Origin of the sequence: Streptomyces sp. NPDC047917 (assembly GCF_043204345.1) — a bacterium.
Classification (GTDB): Bacteria; Actinomycetota; Actinomycetes; order Streptomycetales; family Streptomycetaceae; genus Streptomyces; species Streptomyces sanglieri.
Genome location: NZ_JBIDCA010000013.1, coordinates 288,140 through 313,681 on the forward strand (window position 1 = coordinate 288,140; position 25,542 = coordinate 313,681).

Below are 25,542 nucleotides of genomic sequence, written 5' to 3' on the forward strand. Positions count from 1 at the left end.
CCGCACCATGGAGCCGATCCTCCCGAACCCGGTGATCCGCCGTCATCGCCGGTCCCTGCAACTCTGCTTCGCGATCCCCGGGCTGTCGCTCGCCACGTGGGTGACCCGGACTCCCGACGTCCGGGACCGGCTCGGGGCCTCCACCGCGGAGATGGGCCTGGTGCTGTTCGGTATGTCGATCGGCTCGATGCTCGGCATCCTGGTGGCCGGCGCCCTGGTGACGCGGTTCACCACCCGGCCGGTGATCCTGGCCGGCATGGGCCTGGTGCTGGCCGGCGTGGGGACGGCCGCGCTGGGCGCGGCGGCCGCCTCGGCCCCGACGGTGGCTGCCGGTCTGCTGTTCATCGGCGCAGGCATCGGCCTTTCCGAGGTCGCCAGCAACGTCGACGGGGCTGTGGTGGAAGGGGAGTTCGGCCGACCGGTGCTCCCGGCCCTGCACGGCTGCTACAGCCTCGGCACAGTCATCGGCGCCTGTCTCGGAGTGGCCGGTGCCACCGCGGGCCTCCCTGTGTCCTGGCACCTGGCCGCGGTACTGCTGTTGGCGGCCGTCCTGTTCGCCCGCGCGGTGCCGGGCCTCCGCCCCGGCCTGGGCCGCCCGGAGTTGTCCTCCCCGGGGTCCCCGGCGTCCCCCGGGTCGGGGCAGGCACCGGTCGGCGGTTCCCGGGAACGCCGACTGCTGCTGGACCCGCGGCTGCTGATGATCGGCGGCGTGGTGTTCGCCATGACCCTCGCCGAGGGCGCCGCGACCGACTGGCTGCCGCTGCTGATGGTCGACGGTCACGGCATGCCGGCCGGCCTCGGGTCGGCGGTCTACGCGGGGTTCGCCGCCACCATGGCGGTCGGCCGCTTCGCCGGCGGGCCCGTGGTCACCCTGTTCGGGCGGCCCGCGGTGCTCGGCGGCGGCGCGCTGCTGACCGCCGTCGGTATCGCCCTGGTGTCCTTCGTCGATGCCCCGGCAGCCGCAGCCTGCGCCGTGCTGCTCTGGGGTCTCGGCACCTCGCTCGGGTTCCCGCTGGCGCTCTCCGCGGCCGGCGAGTCCGGCCCGGACACCACCTCCCGGATCGCCCTCACCTCCCGGATCGGTTACGTGGCGCTGCTGACCGGCCCGCCGCTGCTGGGCTTCCTCGGCGAGCACCACGGTCTGCGCGCCGCGATGCTGCCCGTCCTGCTGCTGATGCTGATCGCGGCCGTACTCTCGCCCGCCACCGCCGTCGGTGCCACCGTCCGCGGGCGGGCCGGCCGTATGGCCTGACCCGCCGGCGGGGCGTCGGCCGGTCGCCGGGCAGCGCGCCCCGTTCGGGCGGAGCGCGACCGGGAGCGGCTCGGTGTCGGTGCCGACGGCGGAGTTCCAACCAGGAGCTGACGGGCCGCCCGGGGCGCCGGTCGAAGTCCAGGGTCCGGCTGCCGACGGCGGTCGGGCCCGCGTACTGCGTAGCGCCGGTTGTGCCGTGTGCGAGGCGATGGCGCCGCGGTTCAGCGGCAGGAGGCCGAGACTGCCGTCCGCACGTGGCACCGCGTGGGACGAGACGTCGACCGTATCGTCCGGTACGCGTGCATGATGAGGAAGCGGTCAGGGACTGACAGCCCTCCACCAGACCCCGCACCGGACCCATTCGTGCACCCGCTCCCCGCACACTCTGCCGGTCCCGACGAACCTCGAAGTCAACCGCTGACCGTTTTCGCTTTCCGATGGGGTGGACCGATCCACACGCAGAAGGTGTAGTCGGCTCTACCCCCGATACGGGATCTGGCTGGATTCCTCGCCGCCGCGCCGATCCGTAGGTTCCACGTCATGACATTCTCAACCAGCCACTTGCCGTCCGCCGACCGACGACGTGGTCTGTTCATCTTCCTCGGCGTCGCCTACATCGGGATGTGGGCCGCCATGGCACCGCTTCTGGTCAGCGGATACCGGCGCGGTGACGCACGTGAGGGCACCGGCGTCCTTGAGCAGGTGTGCATCGGGGCCGCGATGCTGGCACCTGCCCTCGCGGCCATCCTCGTCGTCCGCTGTGTCGAGCGCAGCGGCGGGGTCCGGGACACGCTCGCCTTGCGGTGGCCGAAGCCCTGGGGGCGTGCGGTACGGGCGTGCCTGATGGCTTTCGCCGTTCCCGCCGGTCTCACCGCGGGCGCTCTTGCCATCGGCACCTTCGCCGGCCGCTACCCTTTTGACGGAATGCACTGGCAAGGGCTCGGCTCGTGGGCGGCCGCAGCGGTGTTGAACATGCTGCTATCGCTTCCGCTGTTCTTCGGCGAGGAAGCGGGCTGGCAGGGCTACCTCTTTCCACGCCTCGCGCAGGACGGCACGGGTCGCAAGCTGATACGGGCGTATGTGATCACCGGCGCGGCGTTCGCCCTGTGGCACCTGCCCACGCTGCTGATGGGCGGACAGTACCCAGGTCGCCCCTGGTATGTCTCGGTGCCCGCCATGCTGGTGAGCTGCCTTCTCGTCCTGCCGGTCTTCACATGGCTGCGGCTGCGTTCCGGTTCGGTCGTACCCGCCATCATCGGCCATGCGTTCGTGAGTTCGGTGAGTGTCGATATGGTCGCGAGGTTCGCCGATTCCAAGGCAGCGCTGGATCCCCTGCACATGAGCATGGCGGGCTGGCCCGGCTGGATTGTCACAGGCGCATTCGTCGCCTTCCTGATGTCGACCGGCCGCCTCCGGCCGTCCTTCTACCCGGCCCGAACCGCCTCTCAGCCTGCCTCTCAGTCTTCCTGCGATCCGCAGACCGGGTCCCGGGTGAAATGAACAGCGCTGCGTATCTGTAGCGCATTTCGGCGGTCATGAGGTCTGGGCCGGAGTGAGATGTCTCGTTCAGGGAATCCAACACTGCCCGCTCGCTGAAAAGGTCTTCGGGTTCGTCGTCCTGGGAGAACCACAAGGCGGTGTTCTGGCTCTTGCCGAGCTGCCGGGCCTCCTGGGGCGACCGTCCCAAAGCCTCCGACCTGCAGATTTCTGAAGCCGAATCAATGGCGCCGAAGGAATCACCGCGAGGTGATCCAGGGGTGAGAGCCGCCCCGCCTGCCGCGTCGGTAGTGTGACTTAGCATGACCGACACCGAGATCGAGATCACCCCAGACCTGGTCCGCGACCTGCTGCGGGAGCAACACCCGGACCTCGCGGGGCTGGCCATCCGCGAGGTCGCGGGAGGCTGGGGCAACCAGATGTGGCGCCTCGGGGACGAGTTGGCCGTGCGCATGCAGCGCATGGACCCCACCCCGGAACTCCAGCTCAACGAGCGGCGGTGGCTACCCGTGCTGGCCCCGCGCCTGCCACTCCCGGTGCCGAACCCGGTGCGGTTCGGTGAACCGTCCGACCGCTTCCCCAAGCACTGGACCGTCATGACGTGGGTTCCCGGCGAGCCGCTGGACCACGGCTCGATCAGCCGTGGCGCCCACGCGGCCGACACGCTGGCGGGCTTCCTCCAGGCGCTCCACGTGGAGGCGCCCGCCGAGGCGCCGGTCGCCATGGACCGCGGTGCCCATCCCAGGAACTGCACGGACGGCTTCGAGAGCTTCTTCCAGGCCGTTGCCCCCGACGACCTCGCTGCCGACGTCCGGGCCGTCTGGGACGACGCCGTCGCGGCCCATGCGTGGGAGGGCCCGCCGGTGTGGGTGCACGGCGACCTCCATCCCGCGAACGTCGTCGTCTCGGACGGAACGCTCTCGGGCATCGTCGACTTCGGCTGCCTGTTCGCCGGTGATCCGGCGTGGGACCTCGCCGCCGCATGGGTGCTGCTCCCCGCAGGCACCGCCTCACGGTTCTTCGACACGTATGCCCGTGCAGACGAGGCGGCGATCCGGCGCGCTCGCGGGCTGGCCGCCTTGAAGAGCCTCTTCCTGATGCTCATGGGGCAGAACGGGGACCGGGGCCTTCCCGGCGGCAAGCCGCACTGGGGGCCTGCCGGCCGGGCGGCACTTGATCGTGTTCTGAAGGGCGTTTGACGCCTGCCTCTTCGCCTGAGCTCCCACCTTCGCCCGCACACCAGGAGGCGCCGGGCGCAGTGGACGGCCACGAGCAGGGCCGGCTGTGGTGGACCAGGAGCGGACCGGCCCGGGGATGACGGCCCGCCGTCGGGGCCCCGCGTCGGGCCCGACAGCGAGTGGGGTCAGGCGGACCGGCTGACGTCGTCGAAGTCGGTGGACGCCGACAGTTCGGTCCACGCCGTCATGTCGCGCTCGAAGGCCTCGCGTCCGGCCCGGACGAGCCGAAGCGCGTCGGTGCCCAGCAACAGGCGCGTCGGCGGCTGGTCGGCCGCCACGATGCGCAGCACCGCGGCCGCGGCCTTGTCCGGGTCGCCCGGCTGGTGCCCGCTGCCGTGGATGCGCCGGGCACGCAGCGGTTCGAACAGCTCGTCGTAGTCGGCGATCACCCGGGGTGCGCGGATCATCGAGCGGCCGGACCAGTCGGTCCGGAAACTGCCCGGCTCGACGGCGGTGACGTGGATGCCGAAGTCGGCGATCTCCTTGCCGAGCGTTTCGAGGATGCCCTCCACCGCGAACTTGCTGCCGTGGTAGAAGCTGAGGCCCGGCATGGTGATCAGCCCGCCCATCGAGGTGACGGCGATGATGTGGCCCGAACGGCGCTCCCGCATGTGCGGCAGCACGGCCTTGATCACCGCCACGGTTCCGTAGACGTTCACCTCGAACTGACGGCGAAGGTCATCCATCGACGACTCCTCGAAGAGGCCGTCATGGCCGTACCCGGCGTTGGCGACGAGTACGTCGACCGGGCCCAGGTCGCGCTCGGTCCCGTCCACGACCGTGTCCACCGCGGCATGGTCGGTCACGTCCAGGATGCGGGCGTGCGCGTCGCCGGCGAACGCCTCAAAGGCCCGTGCGTCGGCGGGCGTGCGCACCGTGCCCACCACCCGGTGGTCCGCAGCCAGCGCCGCGCGGGCGAGTGCACGGCCCAGGCCGGTGCTGACGCCGGTGATCAGGAATGTCTTGTTGTCCGACACAGGAGTTCCCTTCGTACGATGCGAACAGAGGCCGACCGGGGCGGTCAGGTCAGGTCGGCCTCGACACGTTCCACTTCAGCACCGGAATCGGCTGCCGATCGCCTTCCGGGGGTCCGCTTCGCCCCGGGGGAAGCCGGACCGGGGTACTGCCAGTCCCCCTCTCGCGGGCCGTCGGCGTGACCCTGGGCCCTATCGTGAACGGCATGGACCGCAACACAGCTCTCGGCGAGTTCCTCCGCTCTCGACGGGCACGGATCACCCCGCGCCAGGCAGGACTGTCCGAGGACGGCGGCTCCCGGCGTGTGCCAGGACTGCGCCGCGAGGAGATCGCGCAACTGGCGGGCGTGAGCGTCGACTACTACGTACGCCTGGAACGCGGACGCCGGCTCAACGTCTCCGAGACCGTGCTGGACGCCATCTCCCGCGCGCTACGCCTCGACCCCGTCGAACGCACCCATCTGTTCCAGCTGGCCAAGCCCGCCGCAGGCAGGCCCCGCCGCACGGCGACACGTCCCCAGCCGGTCCGCCCGGGGCTGCGCGACCTGCTCCGGATCCTTGAGCACACCCCCGCCCTTGTGCTGGGACGGCGACTGGACGTACTTGCGTCCAACCGGATGGCACGTGCGCTGCTCACCGACTTCGACGCGCTGCCGCACCGCGGGCGGAACCTGGTGCGGTTCATGTTCTGCGACGAGACCGCCCGCTCGCTGTACACCCACTGGGACACCCACGCCCAGGACATTGTCGCCTCGCTCCGGCTCGACGCCGGGCGCCATCCCCACGATCCGCTGCTGGCCGAACTCGTCTGCGAACTCTCCATCACCGATGAGGACTTCCGCCGCTGGTGGGCCGACCAGAACGTGCATCGGCACACGCATGGAAGCAAACACTTCCACCACCCGATCGTCGGCCCGCTCACCCTCAACTACGAGTCCCTCACCCTCCCCGCCGACCCGGACCAGCGGCTGAGTGTCTACACCGCCGAGGCAGGCTCCAGCTCCGAGGAGGCGCTACGGCTACTGGCCGCGTGGATACGGCAGCCGAACTCGCCAGTCGATCATGGTTGATAGCCTCCCGGGATGACTGCGCCTTTCGATGAAGCCGTCCGCGCCCGACTGCAAGCCCCCAACATCTGGTACGTCGGCACCGTGTTCGCCGACGGAGCACCGCAGGTAAGCCCGATGTGGGTGGATCTGGAGGGGGAAGGGGAGCTGACGTTCAACACCTCGGTGGGGCGGGTGAAGGAGGAAAACCTGCGCCGTGACCCCCGCGTCTATCTCTCGCACGCGGACGCCGCCGACCCCTTCGACCGAGTGCAGATCAGCGGTGTGGTGGCGCGCTTCATCGAGGGCGAGGAGGCACACGACCGGATGGACCGGCTGGCCCGCAAGTACCTGGGCGTCGATCGCTTCGAGTGGATCATGCCGGAGGAACAGCGGGTCGCCGTGATCGTGCGTCCCGTCAAGGTGCGGCACATCGTCGGGGTGGAGCGGTTCCGCCCCGGCGGCCCCGTTCCCGCGCCCGGACCGGCGTACCCCTCCTGACTGTCGTCACCGGTACGACGGCTACGCGCCGGGAGAGTCCGGCCGCTCCGCCCACCGGCTGAACCGCTCGGGCCCCGGCCACCACCACTACGCGGCCTCGGCCGGATGGCTACCGGTCGCCGGAGGTCGGGAGGTCGGGTCAGTCGACCGGGTCCGGACCAGGAGCGAGCGGGGGGAGCCCGTGGGCGGCGAGGACGCGGTCGGCGAAGTCCGGCTCGGCGAGGGGGACACCGTGGGTGGCGAGGAGGGTGAACAGGTCCGCGAGGTGGCGTGGTTCGGTGCCCCGGAGCTGATGGCCGGGGGCGAGACCGAGGACGCCGACGACCGGTCCGCGACCGGTGGCGGGGGTCGTTGTCAAGCGCAGACGCATCGTGAGGCGGGCTGCGTCCGAATCGGGGTCCTCACCGAAGGCCATGTCCAGGCCCGTGATGTCGTGCCAGCGGTAGCGACGGCGCAGCAGCGCCCTGGAGAGGATGAGGCCCTCGCTGTCGGCGCGCAGCCAGAAGCTGATGGGCGCGGGCAGCGCCAGGACGGGGACGGCCGCGGCGACGATCAGCAGGCTGGGGCCGACACCCAACCGATTCACCGCGCCGCTCGTGCCGAGGGTGACAGCCGTCAGAAGGCCCAGAAGGCATCCGGGCCCTACACCCGAGAAACGCCACAGGAAGCCCAGCCGCACGGTTCGGAATCGGTTCGTCGTGTCCACAGGCTCAATCCTGGAGCCCCGATGTCACTGTTCCGCCACGCTTCCAGGGACCTTGTGCCACAGATCCACGCGGCCACACGCTGTCGGATCCGGGAAGTCCGCCGCGGTCGCCGGCCCACCTGCCCGCTCGCCCAGGTTTCCGTTCGCAGCGCTGATGACGGTGCGCCTGCGGAAATTGCATCCGTTCGGAGGGATTGGCGCCCCCGGAGGGATGGGGAGGGCCGTCCCCGCGCATGATGCCGACACCGGACGATCACCTGCTCTGGAGGATCCGAAGTGACTGCGGAGGAACACGGCACCATCGAGCCGGACGTAGGACTGCTGGACCTGGCCGATCAAGCGCTGGTTCGCGATCCGTACACCGCCTACGCACCCGTCCGCGAACGGGAAAAGATGGTGCGCGGACGCGTGCAAGGAGTCGACCCGATGTGGGTGGCCACCCGCCACGACGACATCCGCACGGTCATGAGCGACCCCCGCTTCACCATGGACGCCGCGACCGTCCCCGGCGCACCGGTGGCCCACCGCACCGAACAGACCTGGCAGGCCCGTGGGATGTACCCGGGGCACGAGAAATACCTGCGTGCCGGAATCTTCGACGCGGACGGCGTCGACCACCGACGCCTCCGCGGTCTGGTCACCGCCGCGTTCTCCCCGGGCCGTGTGGCCGCTTTGCGCCCCAGGATCGAGGAGATCGCCGGCCAGCTGCTCGACCGCCTGCCGGGCCACGCGGAGAACGGAGTCGTCGACCTCATCGAGCACTTCGCCCGGCCGTTGCCCATCACCGTCATCTGTGAGCTCGTCGCCGTCCCTGAAGCCGACCGGAACCGCTGGCGCACACGGAGCGCCACACTGACCGCCGGTATCTGCGGTGACGAACTGGGCGCCGCGCTCGCCGGCATGATCGAGGACGCGCACGCCCTCGTCGACCACCATGCCGATCACCCCGGCGGCGACCTCATCTCCGAACTGCTCGCGCCCCATCACCATGACCGGCTGAGCACCGACGAGTTGGTCGCCCTCATCACCAACCTCGTCGTCGCCGGACACATCACGACCGTCAACCTCATCGCCAACAGCACCGAAGCACTCCTCACCCACCCGGACCAGCTCGCCCTGCTGCGTGAAGACGCCACCCTCATGCCGCACGCCGTCAACGAACTCCTGCGCTACTGCGGCCCCGTCGTGCGCGCGCTGCCCCGCTACGCCACCTGCGACACCACGGTCGGGAGCACTCCCGTACGTACCGGGGAGGCCGTCCTCCCGATCGTGTCCGCGGCCAACCGCGACCCGGGCGCCTTCACCCACCCGGACCGCCTCGATCTCGGCCGTACCCGCAGCAGCAAGGAATCCCACCTCGGATTCGGGTACGGCGCGCACCGCTGCCTTGGCGCGCACCTCGCCCAGGAGGAGACCGCCGTGGCTCTGGCCGCGCTGCTCAGCCGTTTCCCCGACCTGCAGCTCACCACCGACCCGAAACACCTGCGACGCGGCACCAACCCCGTCAACTGGCACCTGAAAGCCCTTCCTGTACGCCTGCGGCCCCAGCCCTAGGCAGGGATTTCCGATGGATCAGGGCGGGGGCCGACTGCGGAAGCCGTCATCGGGATACCTCCTCCGGCGGCGGAACACCGGCCTTCGTCAGGGTTGACGGGCGAGGGCCGCGGGCAACCTTGTGGCGTCATCCAGCAACTCGCGTCAAAGGAGACATACGTCGTGTTGCGCCGATCTGCTCTCACCCTTTTCACCGCAGCGGGCCTGGTCATGTCCACGGCACTCACCGTGCCGGCCGTTGCGTCGGCCCCGGCCGCGGCAGCCGCCTACCCCACCACCCCGGTCAAAGTCTCCGACGGCGCCGGAAGTTACATCTCGGGCACCCTGACCTGGTACAACCGGTCGGTGGACTTCACCGGGACGTTGAGGTCGGTCGGCTGCCGCAGAGCGTGGTACAGCGTGTTCGACGGCTATGCCAACCCGCTCGGCGCCAGGAGCAGCAGTACGCACTGCAACACGGTGACTTCGGTGCCCGCCACACTTCCCGCGGATGTTGTCGGCGGCGGCTCGTACGTCGGGGTCTGCCTCGACGATGCGAACGGCAAACCGGTGACGTCGTGCGGCGTCTATTTTCGTCCGTGACCGATCTCCGGCCTCTGCCGACCACCTGGGTCGCCCGCCCCGCCGGCGGTTGCGCGGACGGCGGGGCGCCGAGCAACAGCACGGTGAGAACGCGGAATCCCCGCCCCGCCCTGCTCCGCCCCGCCCAGCTCCGTCCTGCTCCGGGCGGAGCGGACTGCGCAGGCCCCCTCCGCAGGGCCCGGGCTGAAGTGTCCAGCCCGGCCGGTGACCCGACCGGGCGTCACGGGGCGGTGTCCACCGAGACGGCTACGCGTCCCCATCGTTTCGCAGGGCCTGGACGAGCCACGGGTAGACCGGGATCAGGTTCGGCACCACCTGCCAGGCGTTGACGATCCACACCAGCCGCCAGTACCGATCCACCCCGGGATCGTGCGCTGCTTCGAACTGCTGGGCCATCCACTCCCGGAACTCCGTGTCAGGCGTGCGCCGGAACGCCGTGGCGAAGCGATGCACAAGGTCGTCGATGAGGGGCACGGCCCGGTTGCCGAGTGGGTCGATGCCCGATTTCATGGCCTCGGCCACCTTCTGCCGGGTGAACCGCATCAGCTCTTCGCCGGCCCCGCTCTCGATGCCGAGCATGCGCCCTCCGGCCTGGCACGTGGCCGTCCGGCGCATCCGGGCCCGGAAATCCTCGTCGCTCATCAGTTCGACGAGTTCCACCCATGCCGCGACCTGCTCGCTGGACGGATCGCGGGGGAGGCCGGGAGCAGCAGCGCGAACCATGGCCACCGCTGCCGGGTCGGCATCCGCTGTGCCGAAGGTGCCCTCCATGAACTCGTCCATCAAGCGTCGGCGTTCCGCGCCGGACAACTGCGTGAGCCTGTGCATGAGCTTGGTCTCCTCGGGGTCGGACCCGCGTCCGGCTGCGACCCGCAGAACGCTCCGGCGCAGTTGCAGCGTCCGGATCTGGACGTCGATGGCGTCGGCGTGCGCTGCGGCGACTTCCGCCACCGAGAGCTCACGGTCCAGTACCCGTCGAATCGTGGCGAGGTCGATGCCCAGCTCGCGCAGAGTACGGAGGAGTTCCAGACGAAGCAGTGCGTCGCGGTCGTAGAGCCGATAGCCGGCGGGGCTTCGGGTGGTCGGAGTCACCACCCCCGAATCGGAGTAGAACCGGATGGTCCTCACGGGCAGGCCGGTCCGCCGGGAAAGATCCCCGATCGAGTGGAGGGTTGTGACGTCCATGTCCTCAACTCTGCTGTCTCCAGTCACTGGAGACTCAAGTCTATCGACCGGTTGAGTCCGGCCGGGATGTCCGTCGGCTCCGAGTGCCGAGTACGTGTCACGCGCATTCCACTGACCGCCGGGACGAGGGAGGGCACCCGGGGGAAGACGGAGTCCTGCAAGGGGCTTCCAGGACGTGCGCGAACCGCTTCCGCGGTCGCACCGACTCCTCTTCGCGCTCGGCCCGTTCGCTGTCGCCCCTGATTGAGGATGGCTGCGGAGTCGGCGAGGCGGGCGGACGCATCGAGTCGCGTGATCAGACTTCGAGAAAAAGGGGCGATGCTGACAGAGTCGATGCCATGACGGACGGCATCGGAACAGTTTTCGAACAGGCTGGTTGCAAGGGGGCGTTGTGTGTTCAATCGCTCGACGACGAGATCGAGTTCGGTCTGCGGGCCGACGAGCCGGTGGTCCCAGCCTCGGTGGTCAAGGTGCAGGTTGCCCTGGAGGTGGAGACCTGGTTCGCCGATGGTCGGCTCGACCCGAGTGAGCGGGTGACGCTGCGCGCTGCCGACAGGACTCCCGGCCCGGTCGGAATCTCGCTGTTCGACGACGATGCGGTGCTCTCGTGGCGGGACATGGTCATCCTGATGCTTACTGTCAGCGACAACCACACGACCGATGTGCTTCTGCGGCGAGTCGGTGTCGAGGCGGTCAACGTGACGGCTGCACGGCTCGGGCTGAGTGACACGGTGATCGAGTCCGACCTGCAGACCATGCTCGACTCTGTCGGCCAGGACGTTGGCCGCGCCGGTTGGAAGGACTCGGTCGCCTGGGCCGCCGACGCGTCTGCGGACGAGCTGGCGCGGGCCGACGAGCAACTTCTTGCCTCACGTGCTCTGGACCCGCTGCGGGGGAGCCGTACCACCCCGCGCGACATGGTCGACCTGCTGCGGCTGATCTGGTCCGACCAGGCGGGCCCGGCGGTCGCCTGCAGACGGGTGCGCGCCGTGATGGCCAGGCAGTTGACCCGGCACCGGATCGCGAGCGGCTTCCGGCGCCCGGTGCAGGTCGCGGCCAAGAGCGGCAGCCTGGTCGGCGTGGTCCGCAATGAGATCGGCGTGATCTCCTACCCCGACGGCCGTCGATATGCCGCCGCCGTCTTCACTCGATCCCGGCCGGGATCGGACGACGCAGCGATCAGCGCCGCCATCGGGACCGCCACAGCGCGGGCCGTTTCCGCACTTCGACGGGAAGGTTCCTGAGAGCCCTGAGCAGCGCGCACCAGCCGCCGGCCCCGGCGCGGGGGAACCGCTGACGGCGGGGTCGGAGTTGTGGGACAGGGAGACCGAGGCCGGTTCCGGGATGCCTGAGCACTCTTCTGCCCGAGGACTCCGGCAGCGTACAAAACTTCTGGCCTCGCGGGGCGGCGGCCGGTCCCCGCGGCCCTGTCGGGGGTTTGCCCGGCTCGGAATTCGATCGGGATCGGTTCGAGATGTTCTGGTAGGGCGGTGGACGTAGCCGCTTCGCTGGTGGGGCCGACGGGCTCGTGATGGCGGCGGGAACATCGGTGCGGTTCCGTGGAGCTGACGGTCTCGCCCGGTGATCCGCCTGGTCATGAGCGTGATCGCGGCCCAGATGATCAGTGCTTCCGAGTTCTGGGCGAGCCGCTCGTCGTCACGCGCGTGTCGGCAGGCGTTGGCCTGCTTGATCCCGGCGAACGAACGCTCGACGCCCCAGCGGTGGGGCAGGATGACGAACCCAAGTACGTTCCTCGGTTGGCTGACGGTCCTCAGTCGTGGTCCATGTGCCTTTTCGCCCAGGTCACGAGCTGTCCGGCATAGGCGCAGTCCGCCCACGCGGTGGTGGCCTGCGGGTGCATCAGCCGGAGGCGGAAGAAGGCTCGTGGAGGAATGCGTGCTGGAGGGGCCTGTACGTGGTCGATACTCGGCGCAGGCTGTGCAGCTTCGTTCTCGAAGCTCCTCTGGTGCCGCCGCCACGGGATGGACCAAGCTGGCCCGCATGGACTGGTTGCCACTGCTCTCCACCCTGGCCGGGGCCGCGATCGGCATCGTCGCCACGCTCGTCGCCGATCGGAATCGATGGAAGCGCGAGGACGCCAAAGACGCCCTTCGGCTGCGGCTCGACATCTACACGCAGTACACCACCACCGTGAAGGTCCTCGGTGAGACCCTGCGGGCCCTGGCCGAGCGAGAACACTCCTCCGACGGTGAGCGGGCGCTCGCGCTGCGCCATGCCTTTCGGGACTCGGGCATAGGCACCGCGTCGGAACGGATGTGGCTCATAGCGCCCCAACCCGTCGTCCAGGCATCCAACAGTGTGTTCCACTGTCTGCGACGCATCTGCGACGGCTACGTCGACGGCACTGCCATCAGCAGTCCAGAGGATCGCGCCCGCTGGGAGGTACGCGGCAAGGCAGCCGCAAAGATGCGCAAGCTCATGCGTGAAGATCTCGGCGTCGGCCCACTCACCGAACGCCACAGCCCCCTTCCCGACGAATGGAACAACCCCGCCGCGCAGTGATCATGACTGTGGCATCGACGTCATGAGACGGCACCCCCGGACGATGGCCAGAAGGTGATCCGTGGCGGTGTACCGGACCTTCCAGGCGGCATGGATCCCGCAGCGTCGACGGCTCGTCGTGGTCGCCACCGCCGTGGCCAAGGCATCCGCGCCGGCAGAGCTCCGCGGGAGGCACAGGAGCGGCCACACCGGCTGGAGGCGGGGCGGCTCCCGCAGCTACTCGGCCTCCCGGCGCCGGCCGGCTCACTTGCTGTCGGACGGGCGCGGATGCTCCACCTGTGAGATCCAGCTGGTGAGCAGTCCTTCGAGCGCCTTGCTCTCGGAGGGCGTCAGCAGGCTCAGCAGGCGGCGTTCGTTGCGCATGTGGTCGGTGAATGCCTGGTCGATCAGTTCACGACCGGGCTGGGTGAGGGCGACGATCCGGCCGCGCTGATCGTCGTCGGAACGGCGACGGGTGACGAGTCCGGCCCGCTCCAGGCGGTCGATTCGCTTCGTCATCGCGCCGGTGGTGACCATGGTGTGTGCGGCGAGTTCACCGGGCGCACGCTCATAGGGCTCACCGGAGCGACGCAGTGCGCACAGGACGTCGAACTCGCCCTCGCTGAGTCCATAGCGCCCGTAGACGAGGCAGAGTTCCTCGGTGAGATGGTCGGCCAGGCGGTGCAGCCGGCCGATCACGCCCAGCGGGGAGGTGTCGAGGTCGGGCCGCTCACGGCGCCAGTCGGCCTGGATGCGGGCCACGCGGTCCAGCTGCTGCGGGTCGTCCATGCGCACCATGATAGCTTCCCGGGAAGTTATATTGCCTTCCATGGAAGCTAATATGCGGTGGGTGGCCCTGACCGCTGTCGCACCGGTGGCCTGGGGCGCCAACTATTACGTCACCCATGAATTCCTGCCGCCCGACAGCCCCCTCTACGGGGCGGCCCTGCGAGCGCTGCCCGCCGGTCTCGTCCTGCTGGGTCTGCGCAGGCAGCGACCGCGCGGAGTGTGGTGGTGGCGGTCCGCGGTGCTCGGGCTGCTGAATGTGAGCGTGTTCTTCGTGCTCGTCTACGCAGCCTCCCAGCTGCTGCCGACGAGCATCGCCTCGACCGTCATGGCGGTGTCCCCACTGGCGATGATGCTCATCGCCCGGGTCCTCGTCGCCGAGCGGCCCGGCATCGCACACCTGGCCGGCGCCACGATCGGGCTCGGCGGGGTCTGCCTCATGCTGCTCACGGGAACGGGCGGAGTGAGCATGCCGGGGATCCTCGCCTCGGTCGCGGCCATGCTCGTGTCGTCCTTCGGCCACATCCTGACCAAGCGGTGGAACGCCGGTGCGGACGTGCTTGCCTCGACCGCCTGGCAGCTCACCGCCGGAGGACTGTTCCTGCTGCCGGTCGCCGCAGCCGTGGAGGGCCCTCCGCCCTCACTCTCCACACCTGCGCTTCTCGCGTTCGGCTACGTTACCTTCGTCGCCACCGCGCTGGCCTTCGCCGCCTGGTTCATCGGGCTGCGGCACCTGCCCGCAGGGACCGTGGGCCTGGTCGGGCTGCTCAACCCGGTCACGGGGGTACTGCTCGGCACAGTGGTGGCCGGAGAGGTGCTGACAGTCCAGCAACTGTGCGGGCTGGCACTCGTCCTGGCCGGAGTCGTCCTGGGGCAACCTAAGCGCACGGGACGACGCGGCGGCAGTCGCACTCCGCTCCGACCGGCCCCCGACAAGCGCTCCGCCCGTGAGTTCTCCACCCGCAATCCGCAGTGAGGACCAAGGGGGCACGGGAGTCGGGAGCGGAGCCGATGGCCTGCGGGACGAGTGAGCCGACCGGGCGGGGCGCAGCCGGTGCGGCTCGATCTGTCCTCCATCCCGGGACGTCCGACCACCGTGCCCGCCGGCCGGCGGTGTCGGGTTCACCGTCCGCTGTTGCCGGGCGCGGGAAGGCTGGTGATGTCGAGGCTGTCGTCACCGGAACGCGTGGGATCACTGCGTTCTCGCCGCCCGGGAGGCACGGGGCGCTGGAGTGTCACCTGTGAACGGCGGCCAGTCCTGCAAGAGCGGCTTGTCCGGCGAGAGCCGGGTCGCAAGCGGGGACTGGCCGTTGACGTCCTGTGGTCTGGTGGTTGCGGTGGTGGTGCTCGTCTCCTCTGTCCACGACAACGCCTTCGGCGCCGGTCTGCTCGACACGGTCGCGACAGGCGCCGGCCCGCCGAGAAATCCCGTTGCGAGTGACCCGCATCGGATGTCTGATTGGTCGGTCGCCGATCAAGTGAGGGAACATGAGGACGTCGCTGCCCACCCCCTCGTTGCACACCGCTCGCCTTCGACTGCGTGCCTTCGAAGACGCGGATGCGAACGACCTCTTCGCGCTGCACAGCAGCGCCTACGTGCTGCGTTACTGGGACTCCCCGCCGTGGAGCGATCGCGTGCGCGCCGAGAAGTTCATCACGACTTGCCGGCAGATGGCACAAGAGGGCACCGGGGCGCGGCTGGCCGTAGACCGTGCCTCCGACGGCGCATTCATCGGCTGGTGCACCCTGAACGGGTGGAATCCGGACTACCGCAGCGCGTCGCTCGGCTACTGCTTCGACGATGCGGCGTGGGGTCACGGCTACGCGACCGAGGCCGCGCGCGCTCTGCTGCAGTGGGCATTCGACACGCTGGATCTGAATCGTGTCCAGGCTGAGGCCGATACACGCAACGTGGCTTCTGCCCGCGTGCTGGAGAAGCTCGGCTTCGTGCGTGAAGGGACGTTGCGGGAAGAGTGCGTCGTCAACGGAGAGGTCTCCGACACGTGGGTCTACGGGCTGATCAGGCGGGAGTGGCAGCCGTCTTCCGAGCCCGTTCCCGCCCACTGAGTCCCGTCGCCCGGCACGGGGTGTGGACCAACTCCAGGCAGCTGATCACTGCGCGCGGTGGTCGGTGGCTGGGTCCTGTCGAGACGCCGTTGCTGTACGAGGACGCGTCGGTGTCCGTCGGCCTCTTCACAGTGGGGCGCGGTGGCGGTACCGGAGAATCGTGGGGATCCTGGTAGGGGATCGTGGCTGTCTTCGCACGGGCCGTGTGCGTCGGTGGCCGCACCGAACAGGAAGGCTGCGGCCATGACAGCGACGCCGAACAAGACAGCACCCGGGCCCACGGGGTCCGGCGCGGGAATCGACGGTGCGTCCCAGGTAGCCGGGGCCCTGATGATGCTCAGCGGGCCGCTCAGCATCCTCGTGGGCGCGTCCGGTATCGCGGAGGACAACCTGTTCGCCGTCTCGACCCGGTACGTCTACCGGTTCGATCTCACTGCCTGGGGTGTGATTCACCTCGTGGTCGGTGTTGGGCTCGTCGTCGCCGGGCTGGCGATCCTGATGAACAAGAGCTGGGGTCGCGGGGCCGGTGTGGCGGTGGCGGGGATCAGTCTGATCACGCAGTTCATGTTCGTTCCGTACTACCCGGCGTGGGCCATCCCGGTCATGGCACTCGACCTCGTGATCCTTTTTGCGCTGACGAGGTTCCATGTGGGGGCCGACGGAGGACGGTGAACCCAGGCTGTCACGATCTCGATCTGGAGCAGCTCCGAGACCGTCTCGGTGGCACGAACCGCGCCAGCAGTGCCGGATTCCGGGGTGCGCTGAACTTCAGCGGTTCCCGTGCGGGCGCACTCGGCCCTTCACCCGGCTTCATTCACAAGGCGCGTTCAACCATTCACACGAGATCAACCATCTACCCCACGCATCGCTGAAAGCAACGGAATCAGGAGTCTGCCCCAGAGCTCCCCGAACCGGAATCGGTACCGCAGCGCAATGCGGCCAACGGCCCCTGAGGCCCTGGGTTGTCTAGGACGGCCTCTTTTGGCCCCAGGGGAACGGGTTCGGCTGGACCGGGGTGAGGAACGGATTGTTCTGGCCCCACCTGGGAGCCGTTGGGGTGAGATGCACTCGTTTGGAGTAATGACGGATTGGGGTTGGTGGCCGGGATCACGCTGTGCGGGTTGTCGGCCGGCCGTGTCAGGAGGCCGGATTTTGCAGCGTGTTGAGTTGTTCGAGCTGATTCGTCGTGACCGGAGGCTGGAAGGCACTTCGGTCCGGGGTCTGGCCAAGCGCTACGGAGTGCACCGCCGGGTCGTGCGCCAGGCGTTCGACAGCGCGTTGCCCCTCGCGGAAAGCTATCGAAGTGCGCCGGTCGGTTCTGGAGCAGGCCAAGGGCTGGATCGACGAGATGCTGCGGGCGGATCTGACCGCACCGCCGAAGCAGCGGCACACCAACAAGCGGATCATGGAACGGCTGCGGGACGAGTACGGATTCCCCGTCGCCTACACCACGCTCAACGACTACCTGCGAGTGCGCCGGCCGCAGATCCGCGAGGAGGCCGAGCGGTCCCGGATGCTGACCGAGGGCATGGTTCCGCAGTTCCACCGGCCCGGTGAGGAAGCCGAGGTCGACTTCGCCGAGGTCTGGGTGCGGGGCGACGGCAAGCCGATGGCCTGCCAGCTGTTCACGCTGCGGCTGTCGTATTCGGGCAAGGTCGTCCACCGGGTGTTCTCCACGTCCGGTCAGGAAGCCTTCATGCAGGGGCACGTGGACGCCTTCCGGATCCTGGGCGGCATCCCGACCCGGCACATCCGTTACGACAACCTCAAGCCCGCGGTCTCGCAGGTCTGCTTCGGCCGCTCGCGGGTGGAGTCGCAGAGGTGGGTGGCCTTCCGGTCGCACCACGGGTTCGACGCCTTCTACTGCCGGCCCGGCGTCGAGGGGGCCCACGAGAAGGGCGGTGTCGAGCACGAGGGGGGGCGGTTCCGCCGTTCGCACCTGGTCCCGGTCCCCGAGGTCGACACGCTCGCGGAACTGAACGAGAAGACCGAGCAGATCGAGATCGCCGAGGACGTCCGGCACATCGACAACCGTCCCACCTCGGTCGGCTTCGACTTCGAATACGAGGCCCCGCTGCTGGCCCTGCTGCCGTTCGAGGACTTCGACATAGGGCTGACACTGACACCGACGGTCGACAAGACCTCCCGGATCACCGTCCGGCAGAACAAGTACTCCGTCCCGGCCCGCTTCATCGGCACCAACATTCGTGTCTCGCTGCGGGCAGACGAGCTCTGGGTCTTCGAGCGCAACGAGTTGGTGGTCCGCCACCCGCGGCTCGCGGGCCGCTACGGCTTCCGCGACCTGCTGGACCACTACCTGGAGATCCTGCGGCACAAGCCCGGCGCCCTGGAACACTCCACCGGGCTGGCCGCGGCCCGCGAGAGCGGGAAGTTCACCGACACCCACGACGCGTTCTGGGCGGCGGCCCGTGAGTCGCGGGGACGCTCGGAAGGCACCAGGGCCCTGATAGAGGTCCTGCTGCTGCACCGGCGGCTGCCCGACGAGGCGGTCGTCGCGGGCATGAAAGCGGTCCTGGAGGCCGGTTCCGTCTCGCCGGACCTGGTGGCCATCGAGGCCCGCAAGGCGGTCGCCGCGGCGGGTGGTCCACCACCCGTCGTGATCGCCCCGCAAGTCCCCGCCGCCACGGTCGCAGCCGAGCCCGACACGGCGGAGCCGGCGGAGTCGGAACCTGAATCGGCGCAGGTCATCACGCTGCCGCAGCGGCGTCCTGTCCTGCCGCCGGACTCCTGGCCCGAACCATCGCCGGCCGCCTACGGCCGGTTGCTCTCTATCCAACCGAAAGGCTCAGCATGACGCAGAGCACCACCCCCACCCCTGCGACCACGGGGCGGTGGGGCTCCTTCAGCCTGCCCGGCCAGCGCGGGCCGAACCCGTCGGAGGCGATCGATGCGGCCTGCCGGAGTCTTGGCCTGTCCGGGATCCGCGCGCGTTGGGACGAGTTCGCCGCCCAGGCCCTGCGCGAGCAGGCGTCCTACGCGGACTTCCTGGCCGACCTGCTGGAGAGTGAATGCGAGGACGGTGACGCCCGCCGCAAGGTCCGACGCGTCAAGGAAGCCAACTTTCCCCGGCCGAAGCGGATCGAGGACTTCGACTTCTCGAAGAACCCGAACATCCCGCAGGAGGTGATCAACACCCTCCTGCAGCCCGCCTGGGTCCAGGCCGGGAACCCGCTCTGCCTGATCGGTGACTCCGGCACCGGCAAGTCCCACCTGCTGATCGGCCTGGGCACCGCGATCGCCCCGAGGCTGGCGGCCGTGTCCGCTACACCACTGCGGCGAACCTGGTGAACGAACTGGCCGAGGCCGCCAGCGACAAGCAGCTGGGCCGCACGATCAAGAAATACGGGCGGGTCGACCTGCTCTGCCTGGACGAACTCGGCTACGTCAAACTCGACCGCCACGGGGCGGAACTGCTGTTCCAAATCTTCACCGAGCGCGAGGAACGACATGCGATCGCCGTCGCGTCGAACCGGCCGTTCACCGAATGGGACCAGACCTTCACCGACAAGCGGCTCTGTCAGGCCATCGTCGACCGCCTCACCTTCGAGGCCCACATCATCGAGACCGGCACCCAGTCCTTCCGCCTCGCCGGCACCACCGCCAAGCGCAAGGCGGCAGCAGCCTGATTCCGGCGGCCCGGGGCAATGGCTCACACGTCCCAGCCCCGGGCCTCGGCCATTGCAGGGAATCGAAGGCACCTTGCTCACCTGCAGCACGAATTACGCTGATGTCATGCCACCCTCGGGCTGCATAAGGCTCATCAAACCGCAAGGAATGCGGCGCCGACTGGCGATCGTATGCAGCCACGTCATCAGGCGCCCGCTCCTGATCCTCGTCCTTGCGGGACCGGCCTTCCTCATCACCAGGTTCGGCAAGGACCTCCCCGTGCTCTATGGCATGGCCCCCTTGGAGTCGTTCTGATCTCCTGGAGCACGGGTCGCTACCGCTCGGTCGATCCCACCCGAAGAGACCGGCGATGGACCCCAAACCCGGGACGCAGATACGACTCGACCGGCAGCGGCGTTGGGGACCAGCGGTACAGCCGTTGGCGCTAGGCATTCGATCAAGGTCTTCTAGCACAGGTGATCGGCCTGCTGCGGGGTGCTGGGCCGCTACGGTTTCTTCCCCCGGGCCGGCGGCCTACTCGTGGTCAGTGCAGAGGTGGGCGATCAGGGCCGCGCAGGCCCACTCCTCCCAGGCGTCGGGGGACCAGCCCCGGTTGCGGACATAGATCAGGTACAGCTCCGGGCTGAGAAGCCCGTACAGCAGGTCGGCGGCGCGGGCGGTGTCGATGTCGGGGCGGGCGTCAGGCTTGGAGGTCAGTGCCTTCGCTGCGGCGTGCTGAACGGTATAGCGCGGGTCGGGGCCGGCGGGCCACTGGGCGGCGATCTCCGGGTCCGTGGCTCCGGCAGCCGCGATCAACGGCATGATCGGGGCGACACGGCCGAGGATGTCTCGTACACCCCGTACGTGGGCGCGCAGTTGCCCGGCCGCGGTGGGCTCGGCGCACGCGGCGCGGAACCAGTCGCGGTCCATCGTGGCGACCGGTTCGATGTCGCCCGCGATGGACGTGTCGACGACGTCCTTGAACAGCGCGCGCTTGTTGCGGAACACGAAGTACACGGTTTGGACGGCCACATCCGCGCGATCCGCAATCTCCTGAAGGCTTGTCGCGCCGTACCCCTGTGCGACGAACAGCTCCCGCGCCGCCGCAACGATCTTCTCGCGGGTACGCCGCGAGCGCTCGGCCCGCTTGTCGGGGCGCTTGACGTTCTGTCCGTCGGATCCCTTGACTGCATCCATGCCAGGAGTCTATCTCTAGAGTCAGACACTAGAGATGAACTCTAATTACTGGGAAGGGTAGTGATGAGTGAGATTCGGACGGCTGCGGAGCTTGACCAAGAAGCGTCTGTGCGCAGCGTGTTGGAGGACTTCTACCGGGACGGCAAACCGCCGTGGGACAGCGGCATCACGCCGCCCGAGCTGGTGGCCCTGATAGAGGGGCCCGACGCGCTTATGGCGGGCCGGGTGCTCGAACTCGGCTGCGGCACCGGGACCAACGCGGTGTACCTGGCCCGGCGCGGATGGCGGGTGACGGCCCTCGATCTGGTCGACCGCGCGGTCCGGCAAGCGAGGGAGAAGGCCGACGCGGCCGGAGCGAACGTCACGGTGCTGTGCGGGGACGCCACCCGACTCGACGAGGTGGACGTGCCCGGCCCGTACGACCTGTTCTTCGACCTGAGCTGCTACTGCGGGATTCCACCGCACCGCCGCGACGCCTACGCCGCCGGCCTCACCAAGCGCGCCGCCCCCGGTGCACGATTGCTGATGTTCGGGTACGGGCCCGGGGCGTTTGACGACTCGTGGTCCGGCGTCACTGCGGACGAACTCAGCGCCAGGTTCGCAGGGTGGCAGCTGGTCGACGTGACGCCCGGCACGAACCCGGTCCCGACTTTCTGGTTCACGCTGCGCCGCGCCGCCACCTCGGCATGAGCTCAGTCGCACCGGGCAGCTTCGGGCCGCGGACGTTGCGCGCGGCCGTTCTCGTGGGTGAGGAGATGTGAGAGGCGTACTGGGAGGTCGGCCCCCGAGTAGTTCGCCCAGGTCAGCTCTCGCAGAACCCCTCTCGCAACCGTTACGTTTTGCAAGGTAGTTCTGAGGACCGCCGCCAGAAGCCCGTGACCTGCGGAGGTAGGGCTTAACGCCATCCGCTGCGCGATTGGTCCCCCAAAACGGGCAGGCAGCGCCCTCCGCTGGCAATCCTGCCAGCCCCTTGCCCACGGGCGGGCGCCAACAAGGCGCCCGCCCGTCCGCATTCCTGTCGGGGGAAGCAGCCGAGCGGGCTCCGTGGAGCACACGCTACCGGCCGCCGTGGACCCCCATCTGTACCTGACCGCCCCCGTCCCAGGACACCCACGAAACGTCACCTGATCGAGGGTGGGTCAGAACGATCCGTTCCTCTTGGAACCCTTCCGAACCCATCGCGGACGCGGGTAGTTGAGGGAGGCGCCCGCGTTCCGCGAGATCCACTCGGCCGACTGCTGGGCGTGTCCGGCGATGGCGAGAGGTACGGACGTGCCCGTCGGCTTGGGAAGGACGTCCAGACGGCGGCCGGCGTCGAGACCGAGCTCGGGCAGCTCCATGCCCGCACCGTCGGTGTGCCGGGCCCACGCGGCACGCAGGATTTCCACCCCCCTGCGGAACGTGGCACCGCGGCCTTGGAAGTCCTCCCCGAACAGGGGGTGCTCGACGGGCCGGTCCCCGCTCGCGAGGCCGAGGACGAACCGGCCGCCGGAGAGCACATCGACCGTGGCAGCGGACTTGGCGACCAGCAGCGGCTGCCGCAGTGGCAGGACGACGGCCGCGGTCCCGAGCACGGCCCGCTCGGTCACGGCCGGTCGTTGTCGAGGGGCAGTTCAAGGCCCAGAGTCGGCAGGCTCGCGGCGTTCACGAGCCGGTCCAGGGTGGTGGGGGCGGCGGACATGCCAGACACAACTTTCGGAAGAGCGGCGACGTGGGGCGACGCGCAGGTACGGAGTTCGAGTGCGGGCTCGCGCGGGCGGGACCTGCCGTCCACGCCCCCGCGAGCCGTGGCAACCCGGCGGGACGGCGCGGAACGCCGCCCCGCCGGGGCCGGTCGGAAGGGTCAGTTGAGCTCGTCCGGGTGGGGGCCGGTGCGCAGGTCGCGGTCGAGGGTGGCGATGGTGGCCATCTCGTCGTCGGTGAGGGTGAATGCGAAGACGTCGAGGTTCTCGCGGATACGGGCGGGCGTCACCGACTTGGGGATGACGACGTTGCCGAGCTGGAGATGCCAGCGCAGGACGACCTGGGCGGGCGACTTGCCGTGGCGGGTGGCGATCGTGGTGATCGCCTCGTCCTTGAGTACGGCGCCCTGCGCCAGCGGGCTCCACGCCTCGGTGGCGATGCCGTGCCGGGCGTGGACGGCGCGCAGCTCGCTCTGCTGGAGGCCGGGGTGCAGCTCGATCTGGTTGACCACCGGGACCAGCTCGGAACCGGCGATGAGCCGGTCGAGGTGCGCGGGCTGGAAGTTGGATACGCCCGCGGCGCGGACCCGCCCCTCGGCGACGAGCTTCTCGATGGCCTTCCAGGACTCGCGGTACAGGTCGCGGGCCGGGGTCGGCCAGTGGATCAGGTAGAGGTCGAGGTGGTCCAGGCCCAACTTGGCGAGGCTGGAGTCGAAAGCCCGCAGGGTGGCGTCGTAGCCCTGGTCGGCGTTCCACAGCTTGGTGGTGACGAACAGCTCCTCGCGGGCGATCCCGGAGGACGCGAGGGCGCGGCCGACACCGGTCTCGTTGCCGTAGATCGCGGCGGTGTCGATGCTGCGGTACCCGGCCTCCAGGGCGGAACTCACCACGGCGGTGGTCTGGTCGTCGGGGACCTGGAAGACGCCGAAGCCGAGCTGAGGAACCTCGACGCCGTTGTTGAGGGTGACGGTGGGGATGACGGACGGTGCCATGGGGTGTGTTGCCTTTCAGACGGTACGGGTCGTACGGATGGAGAGGGAGTAGCGGACGGTCTGGGCGCTGATGAGACCGTCACGGAAGACGAACGTGTCGACGCCGTCGGTGACCTCGTGGGTGGCGGTGGTGGCGGTCCACGTCAGGAACAGCACGTCTCCGGCGAACTGCGGAACCAACTGCCAGTCGGCGTCGGGGAGATCGGCCAGGAGACGGCCGATTCCCTCCCGTACGCCCTGATGGCCCGTCAGGATTCCCTCGGGGGTGACGAAGACGGCGTCCTCGGTGTAGCTCGCGGCGATCAGGTCGAGGTCCCCGGTGCCGAGCCGCCTCCCGTGATCGGCGAAGACCTCCTGCGGGGCGCGGGGCATCAGGACAGCTCCTCGACGGCCGCGACGGCGAAGCCGTGGTCCTGCTCGGGGGCGCCGCCGCCGACACCGACGGCGCCGATGAGGCGACCGTCGCGGTGGACGGGGACGCCTCCGGCGATGAACAGCAGCGGCTTGTCGAGCGCGGTGGGCAGGGTGTGGAAGGGCCCCTCGGGCTTGACGAGGTCGACGAGCTCCGCGGTCGGCGCGTCGAGCTGCAGGGCGGTGTAGGCCTTGCGGGTGCTGGTCTCGCCGGAGATCAGCACCGCCCGGTCGTCCCGGCGGAAGGCCAGCAGGTGCCCGCCGGCGTCCAGGACGGTGACGCTCACGGTGACTCCCGCGGCGTCGGCGGCGCGGCGCGCGGCATTGACGAGGACCGCGGCGTCCCGCGTGGTCAGCGGGGTGACGGGGACGGTGGTGCTCATGACGGGATTCCTTCGAGGGTGGGGGATCGGGCGGGGATCGGATGGGATCGGGCGCCGGGGCGAGAGCTCGGCCGCGGTGGCGCGTCCAGGTCAGTGCAGGACGGTCTCCGCCGTGCTCCGGTGGCCGACGGACCCCGCGGCGACACGTTCGGCGGCGCGGGTACGGCGATGGAGGTGGGCGGCGAGAAGCGCGAGCAGCAGGGCTGTGCCGGACAGGATCGCCCCGACCCAGTTGGGGGACGTGTAACCGAGACCCGCGGCGATCACGACGCCGCCGAGCCAGGCCGCGAGAGCGTTCCCGAGGTTGAAGGCGCCGATGTTGGCAGCGGAGGCCAGGGTCGGAGCGGACGAGGCCTGGTCGAGCACCCACTTCTGCAGCGGCGGGACGGTCGCGAAGCCGAGGGCGCCGATCAGGGAGAGAGTGATCGCGGCCAGCACCTTGTTGTGGGCGGTCGCGGTGAACAGCAGCAGTGCGGCGGTGAGGGCCGCGAGGGTGGTGAGAAGCATCGGCATCAGCCTGCGGTCGGCGAACCTGCCGCCGAGGAGGTTGCCCAGGAACATGCCGATACCGAAGAGAACGAGCAGCCAGGTCACCGCGCCCTCGGTGTAGCCGGCCACCTCGGTCATCATCGGGGTGATGTAGGTGATCGCAGCGAAGACACCGCCGTAGCCGAGGACGGTCATGGCCATGGCCAGCCACACCTGCACGTTGCGGAATGCCGTGAACTCGGAACGTACGGTCACCGAATCGGGCCGACCCACCTCGGGCACCAGCTTGGCGACGCCGAGGAAGCCGATGACGCCGAGCGCGGCGACGATGACGAACGTGACGCGCCAGCCGGCTGCCTGGCCGATGTACGTGCCGCCGGGAACACCGATGATGTTGGCCACGGTCAGGCCCATGAACATCAGGGAGATGGCCGAGGCCTTCTTCTCCGGAGCGACAAGGTCGGCTGCGACCACGGAACCGATGCCGAAGAACGCTCCGTGCGCCAGGGAGGCCACGATCCGGCCGGTGAGCATGACGCCGAAACTCGGTGCGAAGGCGGACAGCGTGTTACCGATGACGAACAGCGTCATCAGGAACATCAGCATCTTCTTGCGGGACACCTTGGTGCCGAGGACGGTCAGGAGCGGCGCGCCGAACACAACGCCCAGGGCGTAGCCGGACACCAGCCAGCCGGCGGCCGGGATGGTCACGCCGAAGTCGCCTGCGACCTGGGGCAGCACGCCCATGATCACGAATTCGGTGGTGCCGATCCCGAAGGCCCCGATGGCGAGAGCCAGGAGCGCGAGAGGCATGGGGGCTACCTTCCAGATAATTGCGTTGGACGCTTACTTCACCTGACAATAATTGCAC

At 69.3% G+C, this 25,542-nt stretch carries 26 protein-coding genes and 2 pseudogenes; 18 read left to right on the top strand and 10 right to left on the bottom strand.

Annotation, left to right across the window (positions count from 1 at the left end; all coding sequences use genetic code 11):
• Window positions 1-7: 7 nt before the first annotated feature.
• From ACGF8B_RS30885 to ACGF8B_RS30895, 3 genes are all read left to right on the top strand, one after another.
• Window positions 8-1,252, top strand: a complete 1,245-nt coding sequence (locus ACGF8B_RS30885; RefSeq protein WP_392745188.1) for an MFS transporter — start codon at window positions 8-10, stop codon at window positions 1,250-1,252.
• Between the two features lie 540 nt (window positions 1,253-1,792).
• Window positions 1,793-2,752: a CPBP family intramembrane glutamic endopeptidase gene (locus tag ACGF8B_RS30890; RefSeq protein ID WP_392745190.1), complete on the top strand. Its 960-nt coding sequence runs from the start codon at window positions 1,793-1,795 to the stop codon at window positions 2,750-2,752.
• Between the two features lie 299 nt (window positions 2,753-3,051).
• Window positions 3,052-3,948 (top strand): aminoglycoside phosphotransferase family protein, encoded by an 897-nt coding sequence (locus tag ACGF8B_RS30895; RefSeq protein WP_392745191.1) that lies wholly within the window; start codon window positions 3,052-3,054, stop codon window positions 3,946-3,948.
• 164 nt (window positions 3,949-4,112) lie between these two features.
• On the opposite strand, the gene ACGF8B_RS30900 is transcribed toward ACGF8B_RS30895, so the two are convergent.
• Window positions 4,113-4,964, bottom strand: a complete 852-nt coding sequence (locus ACGF8B_RS30900; RefSeq protein ID WP_392745193.1) for an oxidoreductase — start codon at window positions 4,962-4,964, stop codon at window positions 4,113-4,115.
• 203 nt (window positions 4,965-5,167) lie between these two features.
• Between ACGF8B_RS30900 and ACGF8B_RS30905 the strand changes: the two genes are divergently transcribed.
• Together ACGF8B_RS30905 and ACGF8B_RS30910 are read left to right on the top strand one after the other, a co-directional pair.
• The gene (locus ACGF8B_RS30905) at window positions 5,168-6,031 is read left to right on the top strand and encodes a helix-turn-helix transcriptional regulator (RefSeq protein ID WP_392745194.1); all 864 of its coding nucleotides are present in this window, start codon (window positions 5,168-5,170) and stop codon (window positions 6,029-6,031) included.
• 12 nt (window positions 6,032-6,043) lie between these two features.
• Window positions 6,044-6,508, top strand: a complete 465-nt coding sequence (locus ACGF8B_RS30910) for a TIGR03618 family F420-dependent PPOX class oxidoreductase (RefSeq protein ID WP_384757806.1) — start codon at window positions 6,044-6,046, stop codon at window positions 6,506-6,508.
• Between the two features lie 139 nt (window positions 6,509-6,647).
• Here ACGF8B_RS30910 and ACGF8B_RS30915 read toward each other — a convergent pair whose 3' ends face one another.
• Window positions 6,648-7,094 carry a hypothetical protein gene (locus tag ACGF8B_RS30915; RefSeq protein ID WP_392745195.1) on the bottom strand — a complete coding sequence of 149 codons (447 nt, stop codon included), beginning with the start codon at window positions 7,092-7,094 and terminating at the stop codon, window positions 6,648-6,650.
• A 396-nt stretch (window positions 7,095-7,490) separates the two neighbouring features.
• Here ACGF8B_RS30915 and ACGF8B_RS30920 point away from each other — a divergent pair, with 396 nt between their 5' ends.
• Window positions 7,491-8,768 carry a cytochrome P450 gene (locus ACGF8B_RS30920; RefSeq protein ID WP_392745197.1) on the top strand — a complete coding sequence of 426 codons (1,278 nt, stop codon included), beginning with the start codon at window positions 7,491-7,493 and terminating at the stop codon, window positions 8,766-8,768.
• A gap of 162 nt (window positions 8,769-8,930) precedes the next feature.
• Window positions 8,931-9,350, top strand: coding sequence for a hypothetical protein (locus ACGF8B_RS30925; protein ID WP_392745199.1), 420 nt, complete (start codon window positions 8,931-8,933; stop codon window positions 9,348-9,350).
• A gap of 246 nt (window positions 9,351-9,596) precedes the next feature.
• Here ACGF8B_RS30925 and ACGF8B_RS30930 read toward each other — a convergent pair whose 3' ends face one another.
• Window positions 9,597-10,535, bottom strand: coding sequence for a MerR family transcriptional regulator (locus tag ACGF8B_RS30930; protein ID WP_392745200.1), 939 nt, complete (start codon window positions 10,533-10,535; stop codon window positions 9,597-9,599).
• Between the two features lie 338 nt (window positions 10,536-10,873).
• Here ACGF8B_RS30930 and ACGF8B_RS30935 point away from each other — a divergent pair, with 338 nt between their 5' ends.
• Window positions 10,874-11,779 carry a serine hydrolase gene (locus ACGF8B_RS30935; protein ID WP_392745201.1) on the top strand — a complete coding sequence of 302 codons (906 nt, stop codon included), beginning with the start codon at window positions 10,874-10,876 and terminating at the stop codon, window positions 11,777-11,779.
• Between the two features lie 757 nt (window positions 11,780-12,536).
• Complete coding sequence (locus tag ACGF8B_RS30940) at window positions 12,537-13,058, top strand: hypothetical protein (RefSeq protein ID WP_392745203.1); 522 nt, start codon at window positions 12,537-12,539, stop codon at window positions 13,056-13,058.
• 243 nt (window positions 13,059-13,301) lie between these two features.
• Here ACGF8B_RS30940 and ACGF8B_RS30945 read toward each other — a convergent pair whose 3' ends face one another.
• On the bottom strand, window positions 13,302-13,835 hold the full coding sequence (locus tag ACGF8B_RS30945; RefSeq protein WP_392745204.1) for a MarR family winged helix-turn-helix transcriptional regulator: 534 nt from the start codon (window positions 13,833-13,835) through the stop codon (window positions 13,302-13,304).
• Window positions 13,836-13,878: 43 nt separating this feature from the next.
• Between ACGF8B_RS30945 and ACGF8B_RS30950 the strand changes: the two genes are divergently transcribed.
• The 8 genes and pseudogenes from ACGF8B_RS30950 (at window position 13,879) to ACGF8B_RS30985 (ending at window position 19,832) form a co-directional block, all read left to right on the top strand.
• Entirely contained in the window at window positions 13,879-14,799 is a 921-nt protein-coding gene (locus tag ACGF8B_RS30950; RefSeq protein WP_392745307.1) for a DMT family transporter, read from the top strand.
• A 300-nt stretch (window positions 14,800-15,099) separates the two neighbouring features.
• Window positions 15,100-15,238, top strand: a pseudogene (locus ACGF8B_RS30955) (IS5/IS1182 family transposase); the annotation flags it as partial.
• 73 nt (window positions 15,239-15,311) lie between these two features.
• Entirely contained in the window at window positions 15,312-15,890 is a 579-nt protein-coding gene (locus ACGF8B_RS30960) for a GNAT family N-acetyltransferase (RefSeq protein ID WP_392745205.1), read from the top strand.
• A 243-nt stretch (window positions 15,891-16,133) separates the two neighbouring features.
• Window positions 16,134-16,562, top strand: coding sequence for a hypothetical protein (locus ACGF8B_RS30965; protein ID WP_392745207.1), 429 nt, complete (start codon window positions 16,134-16,136; stop codon window positions 16,560-16,562).
• Between the two features lie 477 nt (window positions 16,563-17,039).
• A pseudogene (gene istA, locus ACGF8B_RS30970) lies at window positions 17,040-18,705 on the top strand (IS21 family transposase).
• Window positions 18,702-19,199, top strand: a complete 498-nt coding sequence (locus tag ACGF8B_RS30975) for an ATP-binding protein (RefSeq protein WP_392745209.1) — start codon at window positions 18,702-18,704, stop codon at window positions 19,197-19,199. Before istA ends, ACGF8B_RS30975 begins: the two are co-directional and overlap by 4 nt.
• Complete coding sequence (locus tag ACGF8B_RS30980; RefSeq protein WP_392745211.1) at window positions 19,196-19,537, top strand: ATP-binding protein; 342 nt, start codon at window positions 19,196-19,198, stop codon at window positions 19,535-19,537. The genes ACGF8B_RS30975 and ACGF8B_RS30980 overlap by 4 nt, the downstream gene beginning before the upstream one ends.
• Before the next feature lie 106 nt (window positions 19,538-19,643).
• Complete coding sequence (locus ACGF8B_RS30985) at window positions 19,644-19,832, top strand: hypothetical protein (protein ID WP_392745213.1); 189 nt, start codon at window positions 19,644-19,646, stop codon at window positions 19,830-19,832.
• A 219-nt stretch (window positions 19,833-20,051) separates the two neighbouring features.
• Here ACGF8B_RS30985 and ACGF8B_RS30990 read toward each other — a convergent pair whose 3' ends face one another.
• Complete coding sequence (locus ACGF8B_RS30990) at window positions 20,052-20,714, bottom strand: TetR/AcrR family transcriptional regulator (RefSeq protein ID WP_392745215.1); 663 nt, start codon at window positions 20,712-20,714, stop codon at window positions 20,052-20,054.
• A 108-nt stretch (window positions 20,715-20,822) separates the two neighbouring features.
• Between ACGF8B_RS30990 and ACGF8B_RS30995 the strand changes: the two genes are divergently transcribed.
• The gene (locus ACGF8B_RS30995; protein ID WP_392745216.1) at window positions 20,823-21,404 is read left to right on the top strand and encodes a class I SAM-dependent methyltransferase; all 582 of its coding nucleotides are present in this window, start codon (window positions 20,823-20,825) and stop codon (window positions 21,402-21,404) included.
• A gap of 449 nt (window positions 21,405-21,853) precedes the next feature.
• On the opposite strand, the gene ACGF8B_RS31000 is transcribed toward ACGF8B_RS30995, so the two are convergent.
• The 5 genes from ACGF8B_RS31000 to ACGF8B_RS31020 form a co-directional block, all read right to left on the bottom strand.
• Window positions 21,854-22,303 carry an LLM class flavin-dependent oxidoreductase gene (locus tag ACGF8B_RS31000; protein ID WP_392745217.1) on the bottom strand — a complete coding sequence of 150 codons (450 nt, stop codon included), beginning with the start codon at window positions 22,301-22,303 and terminating at the stop codon, window positions 21,854-21,856.
• A gap of 254 nt (window positions 22,304-22,557) precedes the next feature.
• Window positions 22,558-23,388 (bottom strand): aldo/keto reductase, encoded by an 831-nt coding sequence (locus ACGF8B_RS31005; RefSeq protein WP_392745218.1) that lies wholly within the window; start codon window positions 23,386-23,388, stop codon window positions 22,558-22,560.
• A gap of 15 nt (window positions 23,389-23,403) precedes the next feature.
• A complete protein-coding gene (locus ACGF8B_RS31010) occupies window positions 23,404-23,760 on the bottom strand; it encodes a nuclear transport factor 2 family protein (protein WP_392745220.1) in 357 nt (118 codons plus the stop codon).
• Window positions 23,760-24,182, bottom strand: a complete 423-nt coding sequence (locus tag ACGF8B_RS31015) for a heme-binding protein (protein ID WP_392745221.1) — start codon at window positions 24,180-24,182, stop codon at window positions 23,760-23,762. The genes ACGF8B_RS31010 and ACGF8B_RS31015 overlap by 1 nt, the downstream gene beginning before the upstream one ends.
• A 90-nt stretch (window positions 24,183-24,272) precedes the next feature.
• Entirely contained in the window at window positions 24,273-25,484 is a 1,212-nt protein-coding gene (locus ACGF8B_RS31020) for an MFS transporter (RefSeq protein ID WP_392745222.1), read from the bottom strand.
• Between the last annotated feature and the right edge of the window lie 58 nt (window positions 25,485-25,542).

Bases quoted from the DNA above. Each gene is read 5' to 3' on its own strand.
- ACGF8B_RS30885 (WP_392745188.1), top strand. From the start codon at position 8: ATGGAGCCGATCCTCCCGAACCCGGTGATCCGCCGTCATCGCCGGTCC.
- ACGF8B_RS30890 (WP_392745190.1), top strand. From the start codon at position 1,793: ATGACATTCTCAACCAGCCACTTGCCGTCCGCCGACCGACGACGTGGT.
- ACGF8B_RS30895 (WP_392745191.1), top strand. From the start codon at position 3,052: ATGACCGACACCGAGATCGAGATCACCCCAGACCTGGTCCGCGACCTG.
- ACGF8B_RS30905 (WP_392745194.1), top strand. From the start codon at position 5,168: ATGGACCGCAACACAGCTCTCGGCGAGTTCCTCCGCTCTCGACGGGCA.
- ACGF8B_RS30910 (WP_384757806.1), top strand. From the start codon at position 6,044: ATGACTGCGCCTTTCGATGAAGCCGTCCGCGCCCGACTGCAAGCCCCC.
- ACGF8B_RS30930 (WP_392745200.1), bottom strand. From the start codon at position 10,535: ATGGACGTCACAACCCTCCACTCGATCGGGGATCTTTCCCGGCGGACC.
- ACGF8B_RS30935 (WP_392745201.1), top strand. From the start codon at position 10,874: ATGACGGACGGCATCGGAACAGTTTTCGAACAGGCTGGTTGCAAGGGG.
- ACGF8B_RS30940 (WP_392745203.1), top strand. From the start codon at position 12,537: ATGGACTGGTTGCCACTGCTCTCCACCCTGGCCGGGGCCGCGATCGGC.
- ACGF8B_RS30945 (WP_392745204.1), bottom strand. From the start codon at position 13,835: ATGGTGCGCATGGACGACCCGCAGCAGCTGGACCGCGTGGCCCGCATC.
- ACGF8B_RS30950 (WP_392745307.1), top strand. From the start codon at position 13,879: ATGCGGTGGGTGGCCCTGACCGCTGTCGCACCGGTGGCCTGGGGCGCC.
- ACGF8B_RS30960 (WP_392745205.1), top strand. From the start codon at position 15,312: ATGAGGACGTCGCTGCCCACCCCCTCGTTGCACACCGCTCGCCTTCGA.
- ACGF8B_RS30965 (WP_392745207.1), top strand. From the start codon at position 16,134: ATGACAGCGACGCCGAACAAGACAGCACCCGGGCCCACGGGGTCCGGC.
- ACGF8B_RS30975 (WP_392745209.1), top strand. From the start codon at position 18,702: ATGACGCAGAGCACCACCCCCACCCCTGCGACCACGGGGCGGTGGGGC.
- ACGF8B_RS30985 (WP_392745213.1), top strand. From the start codon at position 19,644: ATGCCACCCTCGGGCTGCATAAGGCTCATCAAACCGCAAGGAATGCGG.
- ACGF8B_RS30990 (WP_392745215.1), bottom strand. From the start codon at position 20,714: ATGGATGCAGTCAAGGGATCCGACGGACAGAACGTCAAGCGCCCCGAC.
- ACGF8B_RS31005 (WP_392745218.1), bottom strand. From the start codon at position 23,388: ATGGCACCGTCCGTCATCCCCACCGTCACCCTCAACAACGGCGTCGAG.
- ACGF8B_RS31010 (WP_392745220.1), bottom strand. From the start codon at position 23,760: ATGCCCCGCGCCCCGCAGGAGGTCTTCGCCGATCACGGGAGGCGGCTC.
- ACGF8B_RS31015 (WP_392745221.1), bottom strand. From the start codon at position 24,182: ATGAGCACCACCGTCCCCGTCACCCCGCTGACCACGCGGGACGCCGCG.
- ACGF8B_RS31020 (WP_392745222.1), bottom strand. From the start codon at position 25,484: ATGCCTCTCGCGCTCCTGGCTCTCGCCATCGGGGCCTTCGGGATCGGC.